This window comes from Dyadobacter sp. (assembly GCF_017744695.1).
In the GTDB taxonomy this organism is placed as follows: domain Bacteria; phylum Bacteroidota; class Bacteroidia; order Cytophagales; family Spirosomataceae; genus Dyadobacter.
The window spans coordinates 261,319-281,202 of the sequence record NZ_JAGIAS010000002.1; the positions used below are offsets into that span (position 1 = coordinate 261,319).

Below are 19,884 nucleotides of genomic sequence, written 5' to 3' on the forward strand. Positions count from 1 at the left end.
TCCCGGATATGCTTCAAGCCCAGATCTTCATCAGTGCCGATCACTGGAAAGACGAAATTCCGCTATTTGAATACATTATGCAGTTTTTGGTCAAACAAAAAGTGCAGGGAGCAACGGTGTACCGCGGCCGCCTCGGCTTCGACGGCAAGCACCTGAGCCGCCCCAACGACCTGTTCAGTTTCGACGAAACGCCCATGGTCATTTCCTTCATAGACGAGGAAGAAAAAGTTAAATCCGCATTGACATTGCTTCGTAAAGAGGTGAAAAGCGGGTTTATAGTCACCAACCATGTAGACAAGTGGATTTAACATGATCAAGAACCTGCTTTTTTTCAGCCTTCGCAACCGGTGGGTAGTGATTGCTGTGAGCGTAGTGCTGATGGGCGCCGGCTACTGGTGCTTCACACAGCTCAAAATAGAGGCTTACCCTGATATCGCCGATACCAACGTAATCGTAGTGGCCCAATATCCCGGCCGCGCCGCCGAGGAAGTGGAACAACAGGTTACCGTTCCCATTGAAAGGGCCCTTCAAAACACCCCAAATGTGCTCGACAGACGTAGCCGGACGATCTTCGGGCTGTCGGTAGTGCAGCTGACGTTTAAAGACGGCACAGACGATTATTTCGCCCGTCAGCAAGTTACCGAACGGCTAGCCTCTGCTGAACTTCCGGACGGCGTTGCACCGGAGCTTGCGCCACTGTCAACCGCGGTGGGAGAAATCTTGCGCTATGTGGTGGAAGCACCGCCCAGTTACAGTCCTACCCAGCTTCGCGATTTGCAGGACTGGGTGATCAAACCTGCATTGCTGCAAGTACCGGGCATTGCCGACGTAACTACTTTCGGCGGTCCTTTGAAGCAATTCCACATCATTACTTCGCCCGAAAAACTGGTTAAATACGGCCTGTCGATGCAGAACGTGATCGAAGCCATCAATGCCAACAACCAAAATACCGGTGGTAATGTGATTGCACGCGGCGGCCAGGGCTTTGCGATCCGCGGATTGGGAGCCATTAAGAATGAGCAGGATATCCAGAATATCGTGTTGAAATCGGATAACGGGGTACCGGTATTTGTACGCGATGTCGCCACGGTCGAAATCACGCCTCCGCCGCCAAGCGGGGTAATGGGCTACACCATTAATGCTGATAAAGTGGACGTTAGCAGCGGTGTAGAAGGCATTATCCTGCTCCGTCGCTACGAAAACCCGAGCGAGGTTTTGAAAGTATTGAAAGAACGCATCGCCGACCTCGAAGCCAGCGAACTGCCCGAAGGTGTACACCTGAAACCCCTTTACGACCGCAGTTTCCTCATCGACCACTCCCTTGAAACTGTGGCACATACGCTGTTTGAGGGTATCTCGATCGTGGTAATATTGCTGATATTCTTCCTCGGCAGCATCCGCAGCGCCCTGGTAGTGGCGCTTACCATTCCGTTCTCGCTGTTGTTTGCATTTATATTGATGCGTTTGACCGGCATTCCGGCGAACCTGCTTTCCCTGGGTGCGATCGACTTCGGTATCATCGTGGATGGGGCGTGCGTGATGGCCGAGCACTTGATCCGCAAGTACCGCACGGCGAGTCCGGAGGAAAAGCAGCAGGGCATTGTGAAAATCACATTGCTATCCGCGCAGGAAGTCGGCCGGGAGATATTCTTTTCAGTGACCATCATCATTCTCGCGTACATGCCTATCCTGCTCATGACGCGCGTGGAAGGAAAGCTCTTCTCCCCCATGGCGCTGACGCTCGCATTCGCCGTTATCGGTTCGATGCTTGCCGCGCTGACATTCATTCCGGTGCTCATCTCATTTGCCTACAAAAAAGCATTGGCTGATCCGGAGAAGCCGATGAAAGAGCATAAGAACTTTGTACTGGACTTCCTTACCAACTCCTATTCCAAAGCACTGGGAAGTTTTTTAAAGAACTACAAAGCCACTGTACTGATCGGGTTCAGCATTGTAACCATACTGGTTCTGTTCGGCATCAAGCTGGGAACCGAGTTTTTGCCTACGCTCGATGAAGGCTCGATATTCCTTCGCGGCAATTTTCCGGCGGGGATTACTATTCAGGAAAACGCGAGTTATGCGCCGAAAATCCGGAAGATTATTGCCAAATATCCGCAAATATCGTTCGTAATCACCCAAACCGGCCGCAACGACGACGGCACCGACCCGTTCCCGGCCAACCGGAACGAAATCCTGGTCGGCTTGAAGGATTACGATCTCTGGAGTCACACCATTACCAAAAAGGAACTGGTGGAAAAGATTAAAGCAGACCTGCAAGCACAGCTCCCGGCCGTTGCATTCTCGTCCGGCCAGCCGATTATCGACCAGGTGATGGAAATCGTCACCGGCAGCGCGGCGGATTTGGCCGTGTCCGTCGTAGGCGACGATTTGAATATGATGCGGAAAAAAGCCGAAGCCATTGCTAAAATCGTGAAGGCTACGCCGGGTGCCGACAATGTGAACATCGAACAGGAAGGCCCTCAGGAACAGCTTGCGATCAATATTAACCGCCAGGCAGCGGCACGCTTCGGAATCAATGTGGCCGATATTCAGAATATGATCGAAGCGGCCATCGGCGGCAAGACGATATCGACGCTCTATGATGGTACCAAACGGTACGATATCGTGATCCGTTTCCTGCCGAAATACCGTAACTCCATCGACGCGATCAAAAGCGTGCAGGTGCCTTCGCTCACAGGCGCGCTCATACCCATGAGCCAGCTGGCCGACATCCATTTTATTGAAGGACAGACAAATATCTATCGTTACGGCAGCAAACGGATGGTAACCGTCCGCACCAACATCCGCGGGCGCGATCAGGGTGGCTTTGTGAAAGAATTGCAGCGCAAACTCAATGCACAGGTTCACGTGCCAAAGGGTTACAGCATCATTTACGGCGGCCAGTACGAAAACCTGGAACGCGCCGGCAAACAGCTGGCATTCACCATTCCGCTTACGATTGTGATGGTATTCCTGTTCCTATTTATGTTGTTCAAAAACCTTCCGCACACGATGGTGACGATGAGCTGTATTCTTTTTGCGCTTGGTGGGGGCATTGTGGCATTGCTCATGCGGGGATATTACTTCAACGTCTCGGCGGGAGTGGGTTTCGTGAGCATATTCGGGATTTCAGTAATGGCTGGCGTACTTTTAGTGTCCGCGCTCAACCGCACCGCTCAGGCACACGAAAACGACCTTGCCAGCCATGTCCTCGAAGCATCTTCCGAACAGCTGCGGGCGATGCTGTCTATTCTGGTGGTAGCGATTATCGGTTTGGTACCGGCCGCCATTTCCTCCGGCATCGGTTCCGACGTTCAACGCCCGCTCGCGACTGTGATTATCGGTGGTTTGACAAGCACCTTGCTCTTCGCTCCGATACTCATTCCGCCGTTGTATTTGTGGAGCGAAAAACGACGCAAACCGCAGAAGCCCAGGGAGGTTTTGGAGTTGGAATAGGATATTGAAAGGTGTATTTTTGTTTTAGTTAAAATCTAAAACACATCACTATGGCAGCAAAAGACCCTATTTTGGAAGCAAAGCGCTATGTCGAGAATGCGCGTACGATTTTGAGAGAAAAGGCCATCAAAGAAGATGATCTATACACGGATCGAAAGTATGTTAAACTGGCTGGACATGCCGCATACACCGGTGTACTCTTAGCTCTTGACGGCTTGTTCGGGATTAAAGGCAAGGGAAGAAAGGATATTAACTGGTACCGTGACCAAGTTGCCAGAACTGACAAAAAGTTGCTGACAAATTTCATGAGTGCTTATGAATTGTTGCATTTGTCTATGAGCTATGATGGCAATCGGGAGGTTTCTACGGCTCAATCCGGCCTCAAACGAGCCGACGAAATCATCCAGTGGGTCGAGCAGCGTACCGCCACTTGCTAATTAATTGACAGCCGATAAAAAAGTGAAGCCGGATCCAGCGATGGGCCCGGCTTCGTTGTTCTACACGCTCAGTATTTGTGCCTTATAATAATTATCCGGCGGATAAAACGGCTGTTTTTAGTTAAATTTCCTAAGTCGTATGTCCTTAGCGGAACACGGCATACTCAACTATACACTTTAAACTATCCTTCGATGAAGCAAACACGCTACCTCCTCGCCCTAATGCTCCTCGCTGGCTCCGCCGCTGCCGCGCAGGTGCCGAAATCCATTCCGGGAGAATACCATTTGCAAGGCGTCATGGAAACTGCCTCGGCTATTCTGCTCAAACCGGACAGCACCTTTGAACTTTACTTTTCTTATGGTGCTATGGATCGCCAGGGGCACGGAAAATGGCAGTTTCAGGATGGAAAGATCATACTCAACAGCCGCCCCAGGCCAGAACGTGATTTCGCCCTCGTGACGAGCAAAGCCGCTTCCGATGACTTCACCACGATCAAAATTGTCGACAGCAACGCGCAAATCCTGCCATTCTTTGAAACCCTGGTCAAAACCCCGGGAGGTGAAAAATATGGCAAAATGAGCCAGGAAGGCATATTTCAAATACCCAAAACCAAAACGACCGGTATAGATCTCTTTTTCTCACTCGCGCCTGAACGCTACACATCTTTCCCGGTGCAATCGGACGACAATTATTTCGAATTCCGCATCGAACCCTGGATTATCGAGATATTCGTCGAAAATATCGTGCTCAAACCCGAAAAGGACGGCCTTACGGGCGAACACCCGCTCCTCAAAGGCGACGCATTTTCGTATGAAAAAATGAAATAATCATACATACTGCCTGCCACCAACCAGATTGATGTCTCTCACTTCGAGGACATTCTTGTCGTAGCCGTATTTCGTAACATTGATCATCGCCCTCGCTACCTGCGTAAGCGTAGAAACTCCGTTAGGAAAAATCGCTTTTACGATGGGGTACATCCAACCGATGTACTTGTACAAACTCAGCAGGTTTTTCTGTCCCTCCGTTGCCTTCATAAAGCCCGGACGAAATGCAAATACCTGATCAAAAGGAAGTTTCCGCAAATCATTCTCCGTCTTCCCTTTCACCCGTGCCCACATAATGCGGCCCTGTTCGGTACCGTCGGTGCTGGCTCCGGAAACGTAACAGAACGTCATGTCGGGGTTCTGCCGGCTGAGCACCGTAGCCACATGCATGGTCAGGTCGTAGGTAATGCGCCGGTATTCAGGTTCTTTCATCCCTACCGAGGAGGTCCCCAGGCAGAAATAACAGGCGTTATAGCCCTTCAACTGACTCTCGATTGGTGAAATATCATAGAAATCCTTGTGTACGATCTCTTTAAGCTTCGGATGGCTCATTCCGAGCGGACGCCGGTTAATGATAAGCACCGATTCGACGTCCGGGTTTTCCAGACATTCCAACAGTACCCCCTCGCCCACCATACCGGTCGAGCCGGTGATGATCGCTCTTACTTTTCCTTCAACGGCCATAGTTTGTTTTGGTTTGAAATGCTGTTAATGCCGCAAGATAAGGATATTTTAAAGTCGCTCAGGCGTCGAAATTCGTTGAAATAGACACTGGTTTCCAGTTTTCCAGCTCAGTTGAAAATGCTGCGATCTTCGAGTTGGCCAAACCGAGCGCATCCTCACCCAGTACCAGGTGCAGCGGCGGATTGGCTTCGCCGGCAATACGGATCATCGCATCGGCCGCTTTGGCAGGATCCCCGGGCTGCTGGCCATTGATCTGCTGCTGGTGCACCGCCTCCGAATCGCGAACCTTCTGATATGCAGCGATCCCGTTTTTAGGAGTTACAAATGAGCCAGCGGTAAGGAAATCGGTACGGAAATAGCCCGGCTCGACGATCGTCACCTTCACGCCGAAATCCGCCACTTCGGCCGCCAGCGATTCCGACAAACCGTTAACCGCAAATTTGGTTGCGCAATAGATCCCGAAACCAGGAAATGCACCCGTAATACCTGCAATCGACGAAATGTTGAGAATATGACCCGATCCCTGCGCACGCAAATGCGGCATCACCGCACGGATCACATTCAATGTGCCGAAGACGTTCACATCAAAGTTAGTCCGCGATTCGGCATCCGAAAGCTCTTCCAGACTACCGGCCAGGCCATACCCTGCATTATTCACGACCACGTCTATACGACCGAACGTTGCCAGGGTATCCGCAATCGCCTTGCCAACGCTCCGCTCGTCCGTTAACGATACGCTAAGAGGTAGAAATGAGCGCTCTGTACTTCCTACTGCGGTTTTCAGTTCCTCGATGGAGCGTGATGTAGCGGCTACCGCGAATCCGTTTGCTAACAATTTTTGCACAAGTGCCAGTCCCAGGCCTTTGGAGGCACCGGTAACAAACCATACTTTTCTGTTTTCCATTGTTCTTTGTTGATTGATTTAACATGACAAAGGTAAAATGGCATCCACGGCAAGGCATTGCGTGGTTCAAACAGATACTTGCAAAATTCAAACAATCCGGAATGCGGATGGCGTATAATTGGTCTGCTTCTTGAAAAAGTTGTTGAAATGCGAGGGTTCTTCAAAGCCGAGACAATAACTGATTTCGGAAATATTCCAGTTGGTATGCCGCAAAAGTGCTTTCGCTTCGGAGGCGAGTCGTTCGGCAATGTGTGTGGTCGTCGTTTTACCGGTTGTTTCGCGGATGGCGCGGTTCAAATGGTTGACGTGTACCGAGAGATGCTGCGCAAAATCGTTCGCGGAACGCAGTGTAAACCGCTGCGACGGTGCTTCGATCGGGAACTGGCGTTCGAGCAATTCCGTAAACACGGCTGTAATGCGCGAGTTGGCATTGGGGTGTTGGTACAATGCCTCGCTGGGCTCCATTTTAAGGGCGTAGTGCGCCAGTTCGGTCACGTAATTCCTTAGCAAGTCGTACTTAAAAGGGTAATCGGACGCGATTTCTTCCAGCATCTTCTCAAAAATCTGACTTACGTGGGCATCCTGAGCATCGTTGAGGATATAGGACGGTTTTCCGCCCACGGCAAACATGGGCAAATCCGCTACATTGCCACGCAGTTTTTCAGAGAAAAATCCTTCCTTGAAAATACAGAAATACCCCGTCACCGTGTCGCAAGCCGCCTCCCAGGTATAAGGCACCGTCGGGTTGAAAAACATCAGCGCAGTTCCGTCGAGTTCGAGGCTTTTGTCGGCGTAGTGATACAGGTTTTTGCCCCGTATCAGCGCGATTTTGTAAAAATCCCTCCGGCTGTACCGCGCCGGCACGGGATTCGCAATGGAATTTTCTCCCATCGAAAACACATTGAAATGCCCGATGTCCTGCTGCAAATTTTCAGGCAGCCAGTTGAACTTGTATTGATAGAATTCTTCGAGTGATTCCGGTTTTTCCATATCGCAAAGTTACGAAAATCAAATAGAATAGACCATAGACCACACACCATCGCCGGCGGTAGGCGGTAGGGGTCAGTTTTACGCCAACGATTAAATCCCGCGTCACCGGTTTGTAAAACAGTACTTTTCCCTAATTTAGATTTTTGAACAAAACCTTTTTACCCGAAACCAATCACACACCACACTCCAAATCCATACACATTTTCTTCAATGAAATCTTTTAGTCCACTGCTTACCGAGCATCTTGAAAACGGCACACTAGTTTGTCCTTTATGTTTGTCCCCTTTAAAAATCGTTGACGAAAGCATCTACTGCACCAACAGTGCGTGCTCGCATTCGACCACCGAAATACCCCTGATTCAGAAGAAAATACCGATACTCGTCAATTTCGACGAAACCATCCTGAGCAAGGAAGCCTTGCTTGCAACGGGCGGGGAAAGCCTCATTCCCCGTAGCGGCAATAAATACGATACAATCAAAAGGATTTTTTGGGGAAGCGACGGCAAAACAAAGCGAAACCTTGCCCGATTCCTGGAAACCCTTCCCAGACGTCCGGGTAAAAAACCCACGGTACTCATCATCGGCGGCGGCGCAGTGGGGAACGGCGCGGCGGGCATGTATGATGCCAAAGACATTGATATACTTTCATTCGATATTTACGCCTCTTCCAACACCGATTTTATCGCTGACGGCCATTCCCTGCCCATCGCCGATAACAGCATCGATGGTATCTGGATCCAGGCGGTTCTCGAACACGTAATGTACCCGCAACGCGTAGTAGCCGAGATCCACCGCGTGCTCAGGCCGGGCGGTATCGTGTACGCCGAAACACCGTTTCAACAGCACGTGCACGAAGGCCCGTACGACTTCACCCGCTTCACCGAAAGTGGTCACCGGTTGCTTTTCAAAGATTTCAAATTACTGGATTCTGGCTTCCTGACCGGTATTGGTACTGTTTTACTCTGGAATGTGCGGTACGCTGCCTGGGGGCTCACCCGCAGTAAAAAAGCCGCCATCGTGATAGCCATGGCATTCGGCTGGATCAGGTTCTTCGACCACCTCGTGCCCGATTCATTTAATGTGGATACGGCTAGTGGGGTTTATTTTCTCGGTAGAAAGGATCCGGACCACAAGTTCAGCGATAAGGATATTGTGGCGCATTACAAGGGGTTTCAGAGGAAGTAATTTTGACCACCGACGGCCGACCATTGACCGCCTATTTGCATTCGGTTGTCTGTGTCGGCCGTCAGCGTTCAGCTGCATTCAGTCTCCAGCCTTTTGCGCGCCTCCGCAAGCTCCTCCTCTTTGAGCGTAATAAGTTCCTTCATCAACTCCTTTATTTCGTTGATAACACCCCACATTTCCTCTTTCATTTCATCCCAAAAAGGTTGCATTGCAGCTCTGTCTTCATCAGAAACTGAATTATACCACCCGAAAAATGTCGATTTGATTTCCGGAATTTCAGAGGTATCAGCCGCTCTGATTTGCGACATATATGCGTCAAGGCGATTCCTAAGTTCTGCTCTCACGTGCTATTGTGTATTTTTTGTCGCCCGAAGGGGTCTCCTGTTTATAGCAAATCCAGGCAAAAAAAACACGCTGGGCTCCGCAGGTGCCTCCTGGTAACATTTCAGGACACCGCTGGGGTACAACCACAAGTTAAGGCCATTCAGTGCTATAAACAGGAAGCCCCTCTGGGTCAATGATCTACCTGTTTTCTCAACGCGAATGATCCTGCGGCTGATCCACCGGTATTACAGCGACCGGCGGTTAAACCGCCTGCCTATTCCCGTCCGTTAAATAAGCCAGCCCCAGCACAATCACTTGCAAAACCACGAATGAACCGAGCAAGGCAGGGATGGAATCGTCTGGCGGCGGACCGAACATGTTAAATATCTCGGCAATAACAAAGAAAGTGACCAGCGAGAAAAGGCCCCATTTGCCCTTTCCGTTGATAGGACGGGTATTTTTAATGTAAATCCAGACGCCTGCGATGAAAATGACGGATTCCGTTAAAACGGTCAGTGGCAATGAGTTCCACATGCCCATTCCGAATTTTTCACTACCAAAAGGCGTCAGCGGAAGGTCGGGGACGTGGACGACCAGGTCGAGGAACCAGTGACTTAGCACAGCCAGTCCGACAGCAATCGCGCTCCGCATATCTTTTTGGAATAACCAGTAAATACCGCCGCAGATCACACCCCACACAATACCCATGACAAGGCTGTGCGTGTAGGGATAATGTACAAATTCAAACGGTGTGACTTCCGTAAAACCCGGACGAATTTTCACCTTTTCGACGTCCAGCAACAGCAGGAACGGCCAGAGAATATCGACAAACTCGACTGCAACAAAGAGCGCCAGCAGCGAAACTTTGGGAGCGACTTTCTTTGCCCCGAATGCTAAACCATAATGACCTAGAAACATAACACAAGTGGTTGATTAATGACCCTGCAAAGGTATTCGGGCCATTTCCGTGCGCACTTGACCTAGATCAAGAAATCAATTGAGCTGCTTGCGGCGAATGCGGCTGATGGTTTCCGGCGTCATTCCGAGCATGGAAGCGATGTATTGCAAGGGTACCTGCGTAAAAATGTCACGGTGGCTGTCGAATAGCAGGTTATAACGCTGCTCGGCCGTCATGGACAGGAAGGAGAATACACGGTCTTCAAGCGTAGTGAAGCAATGCGCGATGAAGAGTTTTTCCGTGACGGGCCATTTGGGCACGTAGTCACCCAGACGGTCGTAATCTTGTTTTTCGATGGTGTAAACCGCCGTGTCAGTCAAAGCCTGAATGTTCCAGCGGGCCGGATTGGCAAACACGAGGCTCGACAGGTCCGTTACAAAATAACCCTGCGTGCAAATCCATTGCGTTACCTCCCTATCCTCCAAATCCACAAAAACCCGCAGCAGCCCCGATTTGATGAAGCTCAGCTTATTGCAAAATTTCCCCGTTCGAAGGTAGTAATCGCCCTTTTTCAGAACTTCGGGTTTGAAAAAAGACGAGACTTTGACCAGTTCGGTGTGGTCGAAGTCAAAATAGGTTTGCAGATAGTGTTCAAGATCCGTCATAATGCACTGAAATCGGTCGTAAATGTAGCAAAGAACAGCCTCGATGCACGGTCGTTATCGTACAAAAGTGTCCGAATGCGAACGGGAGATTTCTTCGAAGCAAAATCAATATACTGTAAAACAACAACTTGCAGTTTTGGCATATATTTTATACAATGTACTATGCAATACAATGTACCGTCTATTAGCCATGAAAATTGAATTTTTGAACAACTCCCAGTCAGCACCATTCCTATGTTAAAGAACTATTTTAAAATCGCCTGGCGAAACCTTGTCCGTAACCGGGTTTTCTCTGCCATTAACATCGCCGGACTGGCTATCGGCCTCGCGTCTTGCATGTTGATCAGCCTGTACGTGATCGATGAGCTGAGCTTCGACCGTTTCCATGAAAAAGCAAGCCGCATCGTTCGGACGACATTCAAAGGCACAATGCAAGGCGGGATTATCAACGAATCGCACGTAATGCCCCCCACCGCAGCGGCATTGAAAGCCGATTACCCTGAGGTGCTCGAATCCACAAGACTCCGGCAAGGCGGGCAGCCGCTGGTTTTGCTGAACAACAAGCTTTACAACGACGAAAGGCTGGCTTTTGTCGATTCCAATTTCTTTTCGGTATTCACATTACCATTCATTGCAGGAAACCCAAAAAATGCACTGCTGGAACCGAATACCATTGTTTTGTCTGAAACTGCCGCCCGGAAATACTTCGGAAAAACGGATGTAGTAGGTAAAATCATCGCTTTCAAAGACTGGAATAAAACCCTTCGTGTGACCGGCGTGATGAAGGACATTCCTTCCAATTCACATTTCCGGTTCGATTTACTAGGCTCGATGGCGTCGGTGGATGAGGCAAAAGCCAATTCCTGGATGACTTCCGAGTTCTTCACCTACCTGGTTTTGCCCGAAGGTTATGATTACAAAAAGCTGGAAGCCAAACTGCCGGCGACAGTCGATAAGTACATGAGCCCGCAACTCAAACAAGCGATGGGCGTGACAACCGCCGAATTCCGCAAGCAGGGCAACAATCTCGAACTTCGCCTGCAACCGCTGACGGACATCCATTTACATTCCGATTTCCAGTATGATCTCGATGTAAACGGCGACATTACCTACGTCTATATTTTCGGTGCAGTAGCAGCCATGATGCTCCTCATTGCCTGCATCAATTTCATGAACCTTTCCACCGCAGGCTCTTCCAAGCGCGCACGGGAGGTGGGCGTACGCAAGGTGATGGGCTCGGAAAAGAGCGAACTGGTGAGTCAGTTTCTGACAGAATCCATTTTGCTGACCTCGCTTGCATTGGTACTGGCGGTCCTGCTGAGCATGATCGCATTGCCTGTTTTCAACGAATTGTCCGGTAAAAACCTGGCGCTGAAATGGGATGCCATTCCCGGCCTGATTCCTGCACTGATCGGTTTTGGCCTTTTTGTCGGCATATTCGCCGGCAGCTACCCGGCCTTTTTCCTTTCATCTTTCAAGCCCATTACCGTGCTGAAAGGCGGTTCGTCGGTCATCAAGCTGTCGTCTTCGGGCAAAAGCTTCAACCTGCGGAGCGGATTGGTTGTATTTCAATTCTTTATGTCGATCATCCTCATCGTTGGCACCACGGTTGTTTTCCAGCAATTGCAATTTATCCGCAACAAAAAGCTGGGCTATAACAAAGACCAGGTGATCGTGATCCCAACCTGGTCGCTGGGCAAAAACATGGAGGCATTCCGCGAGGGATTGATGCAGGATTCACGCATTGAAAACATTAGCCTGTCCGGTTATGTACCTGCCGGGCCTTCCGACAACAACAATTTCACGGTTAACCCCGATGGAAAAACCGACCGCATGGTGAAAACGCTCCGCTACGAGGTCGATTATAATTACCTCGCCACCCTAGGCATGGAAATGGCCCGCGGTCGCAATTTTTCGAAGGAATATGGTACCGATTCCACCGGCATTATCATCAACGAAACGGCCGTCAGGACCTTCGGCTGGACGCCTGAGAATGCGATGGACCGGATGATTACCCGCAGCGACAACCAGGGAAACAAAGCAACCTACCACGTCATCGGGATCGTCAAAGACTTCCATTTTCGCTCCATGCACGAGCGCATTGGCCCGCTCGTAATGACATTGAACAATGGCTGGGGCTGGATGATGGTCAAAACCCGCAGCGCGGAAGTTTCGGGGCTGTTGGCTTCTATGAAAAACAACTGGGACGGGTTCCATTCCGACATGCCGTTCAGTTATACCTTCCTCGACGAGCGTTTCAATGAAACCTACAAGGCAGAACAGAAAACCGGTCAGATATTGGGCACATTTGCGGGGCTGACCATTTTTGTGGCGTGCCTGGGCCTGTTTGGTCTGGCCACATTCACGGCCGAGCAGCGTACCAAGGAAATAGGCGTACGGAAAGTACTTGGCGCGTCGGTTGCGGGTATTATCGCATTGCTTTCAAAGGATTTCCTGAAACTGGTGATTATCGCTTTGCTCATCGCCACGCCCGCGGCCTGGTGGCTGATGGACCGTTGGTTGCAGGAATTTGCATATAAAATCGACGTTACCTGGTGGATGTTCGCATTGGCGGGTGTATTGTCGGTGCTGGTTGCATTGTGTACGATTTCCTATCAGTCGGTCAAAGCAGCATTGATGAACCCCGTTGAATCCCTTCGCTCGGAATAGCCGCTGGATCGAAATCAGCCATTTGAATCATAATTAGTTAGTACTTTAGAATCCGGGTCGTATGCTTGCTGGCAGCCGGCCCGGATTTTCTATTTTAATCAAAACCATGGTCCTCAATGGAAGCTACGATTCGCTGTAAAATCATCCGGCATATCCACGTTTTTCAGCCGGGTAATGTGGTTGAAGTAAGGCGGCGTATTTTGGAAAAATCTGAAAATCAGCCGGAATCAGGCTATTTTATACCTGACATCGGGGATGGCACCCCGGGTATGATCCCCCTGGACGCCACGGAGCCGCTCTCCGAACCCCTCGCACCGGAGGAAGCCTACTACGGCAAATGCATGCTGACCAACGTTTCGAATTTCTGGCAGGACGCCACCGAAAAGTCCGGCGAAGGATTGGCAGGCAGCATTAGGCCTGTGAATGTGCGTGTTATCCATTATCCCGACTGCCAGCAGCTCGTATTTCACATGCCTCAATACGCCTGGGACGCCGACACATTCCGCCTCACGAATACGTGCTCGCAGGAAGTGATTGAAGAAAAGCCCATCCGGGAGCGCCTCAATGGCGGCACCATGATTTTAACCAACACACTACCCTACCCTCCTGGCTTTTACACCATCGAAGCCGGCTGGCCCGATGGCTGGACGCATCGCATTCAGTTCATCAAATTCACAGAAGGTTTCCCCAAAGCACCCTACGGAAAAGCACCTGCCAACATATTCCGGGCCATTCGAAATGAGGAAGTGCATTTACTTCCACTGCCGGAAGAAAAACCGGATCCGGAACGCACAGGATACGGTACCCGAATCCCAGAATATCTCGCCGAACGCGATGCAGGGTACGCATCGCCCGCGTGCAGCCTGCACATGATGTACGACCGCGACGACCAGCGGTCACGCGACTACAACGGCATTGAAAAGAGCACCGGCATAGATGTCGGGAAGTTTAAAAATGAAATTATGAGCCGCTTTTTTCCGAAGCTGGAATACACGCAGGATGGCCGTGGTGGGAGTATTTATTACACCGAGGGTGCGATCAAAATCCAGTTTGGCTGGGAATTTGCCGGAGGCAATGCAGTAGTGATTATTTTTATTCCTGAAACAAAATACTGGGAAGCGCAAACCGGCACGCCACTTTTGCGCCGCGACGAAATTCTCCGATTCGTGTGCGAGCAGGTAATCCGTGATCAGGCGCCCGGCTGCACATACAAGATCTACGACAATTCGATCAGTATTCTGCATTAAGCCTTTGGAATGGTTATTGATGGAAATGCACCATCATCAAAACTATTACCACCATGGCACGAAATTCAGAAACCATCGAAATCCTGAACGACCTGATCCTGATCAACAACGACCGGATTGCCGGATATGAAAAAGCCGAAGCCGAAGCGGGCGAGCTCGAAAATGATCTGCGGGCGATGTTCAACAGCCTCGCCGGGGAAAGCCGCACCCACGTACGCGACCTGAAATCACGCATAATGCAACTAGGTGGTGAGCCCGCCACAGGTACTCTGCTGTCGGGCAAATTGTACCGTATCTGGATGGATATCCGGGCTACGTTCACTTCCGATAACCGCCGGGCCGTTCTCGAAAACGCCGAAGCAGGCGAAGATGCAGCCAAAAAAGCCTACGAGGAAGCATTGCAATCCAACGAGCTTCCCGCCGAAATCTACCAGCTGGTCCAACACCAATACAATGCCGTCCAGGCTGCCCACAACAACATCAAAACCGAACGCGACCGCCAGCGCGACGTTTCGAAATACCCACTGACAACCTAATGAGGCCCCGAAAGGGGCTTTTTTATTTACAGATGATCAATCAGTTAAACATATTTTCCACTTTTTTTCTAAATTCCTGTAACCTTTCCCACTCCCCGGAGTTACCACATCAAAATCACGAAAACAAAGCGCAGAGCCTTGAATACCCTAACCGACAACTCGCTGATGCTCCGGGTCAAAACCGGGGACCTGGATAAGATGGGCTTGCTCTTCGAACGGTACAACCGGCCGCTTTTCGGTTTCTTTTACCACATGACACACAAGGCCGACCTCAGTGAAGACCTTGTCCAGAATGTATTTTACAGAATGCTTAAATACAGGCACACTTTTACCGGCGACGGAGAGTTCCGAACATGGATGTACCACCTGGCCAGAAATGTGCTCAACGATTCGGTGAAGCAAAACAGGTCGTTCAATTTTTACGATGTGAACGAGGTCGCCGACCGGATCGGAGGTGGCGCACTGGCCGACGAGGGCCTGGAACGGCAGCAGGACAATGAATTCCTGCACAAAGCCATGGGCGCACTAAGCCCCGAATACCGCGAAGTGCTGATATTAAGCAGATTCCAGGAAATGAAATACGACGAAATTGCCAAGGTGCTGAATATCAACGAAGGAACAGTGAAAGTTCGGGTCCACAGGGCATTGGGGGAATTGAAGAAAAGGTTTTTTACAAATGAAAGACGATAAGAAAATGAACTGCGAATATACCAGAGGCAAGCTGACCGAATGGCTCAACAATAACCTCGAAAAAAGCGAGCAAATGGAGGTTAACCGGCATCTGGCCCAGTGCGAGAGCTGCCAGGAAGAGTTCGCTGCCGACAAGCAGATCTGGGATAGCATGGCGAAAATAAGGGTTCCGGAGCCGAAGGAAGCGATGCGCACCAATTTTTACACGATGCTCGACGAATTCAAAGAGGCGGAAAGAGCGGCGGCGCGGTTCTCGTTCCATAGTATGATGGAAAGCATCCGGGAGTTTGTATTACCACAGTGGACGGTTCAGCTGGGATTCAGCCTGCTACTGGTCGGCTTGGGCTGGGTGATCGGCCACCGGACGAGCCGCAGCAAAGTCGATGCCGTCGCCTATCAGCAGCGGATCGAGACGCTGGCGAGCCAGGTGCAGGACATGAAGAGCACGATGATGCTTTCGCTGCTGGAAAACCCTTCGGCCACTGAGCGGCTTCGGGCAGTGGGGTACACCAGTGAGATCGCGCACGCCGACGATCGCGTCTTAGAAGCGCTGTTTGCCACTTTAAACAACGACCCTAACGTGAATGTGCGGCTCGTGACGCTCGAAGCGCTCACGCAATATGCCGGTGACGCATCCGTGCGGGAAGGATTGGTCAAATCCCTCGCATTACAGGATTCGCCGATGGTGCAGGTAGCGCTGGCGGATGTGATGGTGAAGTTGCAGGAAAAACGTTCGGTAAAAGCATTGAAAACATTGTTGCAAAAAGAAGACCTGAACGACCTCGTCAAAGTCAAGATCGAACAAACAATCAAAGACCTTTCATAAACTTAAATCAACTATTAGCCATGAAGTATTTTGCAATCCCCCTGCTGGCGGGAGCAGTGCTCTGCTGTACCCAGGCCCCGGCGCAGAAGCTGGAACACAAAGAGCATGTCAGCAAAGAATTTACGATCAGCGCCGGTCAGGCCGCCAAAAATGTGCTGGCGATCTATAATATCAACGGGTTCATCAAAGTGGAAGGCTACAATGGTGACAAAGTAGTGCTTGAAATCGATAAAAAGATCAGGGCCAAAACACAGGAAGGGCTCGACGAAGGCAAAGCCGAATTCAAACTGGAAATCGAACAGGAAGCCGACAGCATTATCGCCTACATCGCCAACCCCTTCGATTCGCGGCCTAACCATAGTCGCCGCAACTGGGACGGTCCGAAAATCCATTATGATTTCGAACTGGATTTCACCGTAAAAGTCCCCTACTCGCTCAATTTGCACGTGTCGACGGTAAATGGCGGCGATATCAACGTGAACGACGTAACCGGCTCGCTGGGCGTCCGCAATGTCAACGGGGCGATCAAAGTCGTCAATGCCAAAGGCGCCGCAACCATGCACACGATCAATGGCAATGTTGAAGTCAATTATGCCTCCCTGCCTTCCGGAGAGTCCGATTTCAAAACGCTCAACGGCGATGTCAAAATCAGCTACCCGGCCGCATTGGCTGTCGACTGCCAGTTCAAGACCTTCAACGGCGACTTTTACACCGATTTCCCCAATGTCGAAAGGCTTCCGGTAAGGGTTGTGAAAAATGCGGAAAACCGCGAAAACAAGACTGTCTACAAGCTGAGCACCGAAACGTTTATCCGCATCGGCAGCGGCGGTCCTACCTACAAATTCGAAACATTCAATGGCAATATTTATCTTAAAAAACAATCATAGCAAAATGAAGACCCCGCGCATTCTAGCCCTCGCAGCGTTAACAGCATTTACCGCCATTTCGGCGCCGTTGCTGGCCCAGGGCGACTTGAAAGAACAACTGACGATCCCCCTGAGCGACCCCGCCAAGCCCGGTACACTCAAAGTACACCTCATTACCGGATCCATTCGCGTGACAGGGTACAGCGGCAACCAGGTGGTGATCGATGCGGTCACGAAACAACCGGAAAAGGCCGAAAAGCCTAAGGAAGTGGACGGCATGAAACGCATTTCCAGAAACGGCGGCCTCGACATTTCGGCCACCGAGGAAAAAAATGTCGTGAACGTGAGCTCGAAACTGTTCAATACGAAAATGGAGCTGAATATCAAGGTACCGATGAAATTCGCGCTGAATGTGGGTACTATCAACGACGGCGATATCCTGATCGAGAACGTGGATGGCGAGTTGGAAATCACGAACGTAAACGGCGATATCCGCCTCACGAACGTCTCAGGCTCGGCTGTTGCCAACACGGTGAATGGTGTACTGAAAGCAAATTTCAAAACGCTGGATGCCAAATCGCCGATGGCATTCTCCACGCTGAACGGCAACGTTGACATTACACTGCCGGCCACGGCCAAATTCGATATCAAGGCGAAATCCGATCGGGGCGAAATTTACAGCGACTTCGATGTAGACGTCGACAAAACGGTGCCCCAAGCGAACAAGACTTCCAAAGACGGCATGTACAAGGTCAGCATCGACGACTGGGTGAAAGGCAAAGTCAACGGCGGCGGCAGCGAGATCATGATGAAGAACATGAACGGAAATATTTACGTCAGAAAAGCGAAATGACATTTCCCGACCCTTGGCCCACGCCTCTGGCAGATCGTCTGCCAGAGGCGTTTTTTATGGGTATTTTGCGAGGTGGAGCTACCTATTCAATTGTCGCCCCAAGCTCCGCGAGCATTTTTTGCAGATCGTCGAGTTTTCTTGTTTTCACCGAAGCCATAATCTGCAAGGTTGTCGCTTCTGCGGTGGCGATCGCTTCGTGGTAAACCTTCTTTCCTGCATTAGCCAGCTTCACATACGATACCCGCGCATCACGGCTGTTTGCCTCCCTTTTTACATACCCCAATTTCTCCAAAGGCGACAACATCCGGGTGATCCCGGAGGCCGTCAATCCCACCTTTTCGGCGACATCCGTACGCCTTAACTTCTCGTCCTCGGCATTCGCCAGATGATGCAAAATCATGAATTCATTCAGGCTTATTCCATGATTCTGAAGCTTCGCATCGAAGCGTTTCGTGGTGATTGTCTGGATAATCGCAAGGTTTAAAAACAGCTTCAACTCCTGGGAAATGGTTGACATAAACTTGAAATATATTTGATTTATAGTTGATATATACTTGAATAGTCAAGTATTACACAATAATACATTAGTCATAACACATTGACAAACAAACGGTTGATTATTTTAAACTGGAATACATTTGATACCTGTATTTGGTTGAATGTCAAATACATGCCGTAGAACCGGCCAATGACTGACTCTTTGTTGTCGCGTACCTACGGCACGCCCGGAACGCGCGGGGCGTTCGGAATGCTACCAGGATTACATGCCTAGCGGCATTTCAAGGTGACTACCAAAGTCGCGTAGCGACGTAACATCGGTAGCAATGAAGAATTGAGTTTGATGATCAAAATCCCGTCAGGGATGCAACAACAATGGCGACGGCTTAACTTATGTAGTCATACCTCAACGAACAATACATGACCACTCATGACTACACTTGACTATACCTGACTACACTTGACTACACTTGACCATACCTGACACAAAAAAAGCCCGCGACACAAATGCCACGGGCTCAAAATTCTGATAAAGTTTGGTTTAATTAGCTCTTGCCAATTGTACTTCCAAACGGATGTCTACATTGCGGTCGTTGCCATTGTAGCGTGAGTTATACCCGCCTGTGCCAATGCCTACTCCCATGCCGCCGCCCATTCCGATACCGCCGCCAAGGCCGATACCAATGCGCGGGCTGAATCCTGAATTGGACGACGATTGCCCATCGACCTTAATGCTCATTCCCATCATCTCCGTCTCGCGTGCATTCACATTCATGAGCGCGAACGGGATCGCGATCTGCTCGGTCAATTCGCCGTCGCGATCCATCGCGATGTGCGATTTGATACTGCCATCCGGACGCACGAGGTCGATCAAGTGCTGGCCGTCGCGATCCTTCCAAACGGCCTCCTTGTTGTAAGAATCAAGGAGCAATCCGAGGCCCAGGCTGTTGGGCATATCGGTCTCAACGCGGCGCAATGCCTTGCGGTCTTCTTTCATCACCACGGGGAATGTCAGCGCGTAAGCCTCTTTCTTTTGTCCGGCCGGGCTGAAAGCGATTTTCAGGCCGCTGCTCAATATGTTCTGGATCGTGTTGGGATCTTTCGTCTTGAGCGTAATGTACACGTACTGGTCGTCGTTGATGATTCCGTATCTGAGGCGCGACCGCTGGTCCTGCTGGTCGGGTTTGATTTCATCTACATAGGAGAACGGCGCATTCCATTTGGATGCATAAGGCATCGTTTTGGAGGAACTGCAACCGCCCAGGGCTAGTAACAGCAGCAATGACCAACTGTTTCTGATCGTTTTCATTTGTTGTTTTATCAATTA

Annotated in this window: 20 protein-coding genes; 12 read left to right on the forward strand and 8 right to left on the reverse strand. The window is 50.3% G+C overall.

The features are described 5' to 3' along the window. Positions 1-8 precede the first annotated feature (8 nt). From J7619_RS08590 to J7619_RS08605, 4 genes are all read left to right on the forward strand, one after another. The gene (locus tag J7619_RS08590) at positions 9-308 is read left to right on the forward strand and encodes a DUF190 domain-containing protein (protein ID WP_106598220.1); all 300 of its coding nucleotides are present in this window, start codon (positions 9-11) and stop codon (positions 306-308) included. A 1-nt stretch (position 309) separates the two neighbouring features. Then, complete coding sequence (locus J7619_RS08595) at positions 310-3,456, forward strand: efflux RND transporter permease subunit (protein WP_291196976.1); 3,147 nt, start codon at positions 310-312, stop codon at positions 3,454-3,456. Between the two features lie 50 nt (positions 3,457-3,506). Next, positions 3,507-3,893 (forward strand): DUF5618 family protein, encoded by a 387-nt coding sequence (locus tag J7619_RS08600; RefSeq protein ID WP_291196978.1) that lies wholly within the window; start codon positions 3,507-3,509, stop codon positions 3,891-3,893. 192 nt (positions 3,894-4,085) lie between these two features. Continuing rightward, positions 4,086-4,721 carry a hypothetical protein gene (locus tag J7619_RS08605; RefSeq protein WP_291196980.1) on the forward strand — a complete coding sequence of 212 codons (636 nt, stop codon included), beginning with the start codon at positions 4,086-4,088 and terminating at the stop codon, positions 4,719-4,721. On the opposite strand, the gene J7619_RS08610 is transcribed toward J7619_RS08605, so the two are convergent. The 3 genes from J7619_RS08610 to J7619_RS08620 all read right to left on the reverse strand — a co-directional run bounded on the left by J7619_RS08610 (position 4,722) and on the right by J7619_RS08620 (position 7,299). Beyond that, complete coding sequence (locus J7619_RS08610) at positions 4,722-5,405, reverse strand: NAD-dependent epimerase/dehydratase family protein (RefSeq protein WP_291196982.1); 684 nt, start codon at positions 5,403-5,405, stop codon at positions 4,722-4,724. Positions 5,406-5,463: 58 nt separating this feature from the next. After that, positions 5,464-6,309, reverse strand: a complete 846-nt coding sequence (locus J7619_RS08615; protein ID WP_291196984.1) for an oxidoreductase — start codon at positions 6,307-6,309, stop codon at positions 5,464-5,466. Between the two features lie 87 nt (positions 6,310-6,396). Next, on the reverse strand, positions 6,397-7,299 hold the full coding sequence (locus J7619_RS08620; protein WP_291196986.1) for an AraC family transcriptional regulator: 903 nt from the start codon (positions 7,297-7,299) through the stop codon (positions 6,397-6,399). A gap of 276 nt (positions 7,300-7,575) precedes the next feature. Between J7619_RS08620 and J7619_RS08625 the strand changes: the two genes are divergently transcribed. Then, a complete protein-coding gene (locus tag J7619_RS08625) occupies positions 7,576-8,484 on the forward strand; it encodes a class I SAM-dependent methyltransferase (RefSeq protein WP_291196988.1) in 909 nt (302 codons plus the stop codon). A gap of 68 nt (positions 8,485-8,552) precedes the next feature. On the opposite strand, the gene J7619_RS08630 is transcribed toward J7619_RS08625, so the two are convergent. From J7619_RS08630 to J7619_RS08640, 3 genes are all read right to left on the reverse strand, one after another. After that, on the reverse strand, positions 8,553-8,828 hold the full coding sequence (locus J7619_RS08630; RefSeq protein WP_291196990.1) for a hypothetical protein: 276 nt from the start codon (positions 8,826-8,828) through the stop codon (positions 8,553-8,555). Positions 8,829-9,069: 241 nt separating this feature from the next. Continuing rightward, positions 9,070-9,726, reverse strand: coding sequence for a metal-dependent hydrolase (locus J7619_RS08635; RefSeq protein ID WP_291196992.1), 657 nt, complete (start codon positions 9,724-9,726; stop codon positions 9,070-9,072). Between the two features lie 75 nt (positions 9,727-9,801). After that, positions 9,802-10,371, reverse strand: coding sequence for a Crp/Fnr family transcriptional regulator (locus J7619_RS08640; protein WP_291196994.1), 570 nt, complete (start codon positions 10,369-10,371; stop codon positions 9,802-9,804). 234 nt (positions 10,372-10,605) lie between these two features. On the opposite strand from J7619_RS08640, the gene J7619_RS08645 reads away from it, so the two are divergent. From J7619_RS08645 to J7619_RS08675, 7 genes are all read left to right on the forward strand, one after another. Further along, a complete protein-coding gene (locus J7619_RS08645; RefSeq protein ID WP_291196996.1) occupies positions 10,606-13,041 on the forward strand; it encodes an ABC transporter permease in 2,436 nt (811 codons plus the stop codon). A gap of 116 nt (positions 13,042-13,157) precedes the next feature. Then, on the forward strand, positions 13,158-14,288 hold the full coding sequence (locus J7619_RS08650) for a hypothetical protein (protein WP_291196998.1): 1,131 nt from the start codon (positions 13,158-13,160) through the stop codon (positions 14,286-14,288). 53 nt (positions 14,289-14,341) lie between these two features. Beyond that, positions 14,342-14,824: a PA2169 family four-helix-bundle protein gene (locus J7619_RS08655; protein ID WP_291197000.1), complete on the forward strand. Its 483-nt coding sequence runs from the start codon at positions 14,342-14,344 to the stop codon at positions 14,822-14,824. 165 nt (positions 14,825-14,989) lie between these two features. Continuing rightward, positions 14,990-15,514, forward strand: a complete 525-nt coding sequence (locus tag J7619_RS08660) for an RNA polymerase sigma factor (protein ID WP_291198293.1) — start codon at positions 14,990-14,992, stop codon at positions 15,512-15,514. Next, positions 15,501-16,340 carry a HEAT repeat domain-containing protein gene (locus tag J7619_RS08665; RefSeq protein WP_291197002.1) on the forward strand — a complete coding sequence of 280 codons (840 nt, stop codon included), beginning with the start codon at positions 15,501-15,503 and terminating at the stop codon, positions 16,338-16,340. Before J7619_RS08660 ends, J7619_RS08665 begins: the two co-directional genes overlap by 14 nt. 20 nt (positions 16,341-16,360) lie before the next feature. Beyond that, positions 16,361-17,227 (forward strand): DUF4097 family beta strand repeat-containing protein, encoded by an 867-nt coding sequence (locus tag J7619_RS08670; RefSeq protein ID WP_291197004.1) that lies wholly within the window; start codon positions 16,361-16,363, stop codon positions 17,225-17,227. Positions 17,228-17,231: 4 nt separating this feature from the next. Then, positions 17,232-18,059, forward strand: a complete 828-nt coding sequence (locus tag J7619_RS08675) for a DUF4097 family beta strand repeat-containing protein (protein WP_291197006.1) — start codon at positions 17,232-17,234, stop codon at positions 18,057-18,059. An 82-nt stretch (positions 18,060-18,141) separates the two neighbouring features. Here J7619_RS08675 and J7619_RS08680 read toward each other — a convergent pair whose 3' ends face one another. Continuing rightward, positions 18,142-18,576: a MarR family winged helix-turn-helix transcriptional regulator gene (locus J7619_RS08680; protein WP_291197008.1), complete on the reverse strand. Its 435-nt coding sequence runs from the start codon at positions 18,574-18,576 to the stop codon at positions 18,142-18,144. Positions 18,577-19,098: 522 nt separating this feature from the next. After that, a complete protein-coding gene (locus J7619_RS08685) occupies positions 19,099-19,866 on the reverse strand; it encodes a hypothetical protein (protein WP_291197010.1) in 768 nt (255 codons plus the stop codon). Positions 19,867-19,884 lie beyond the last annotated feature (18 nt).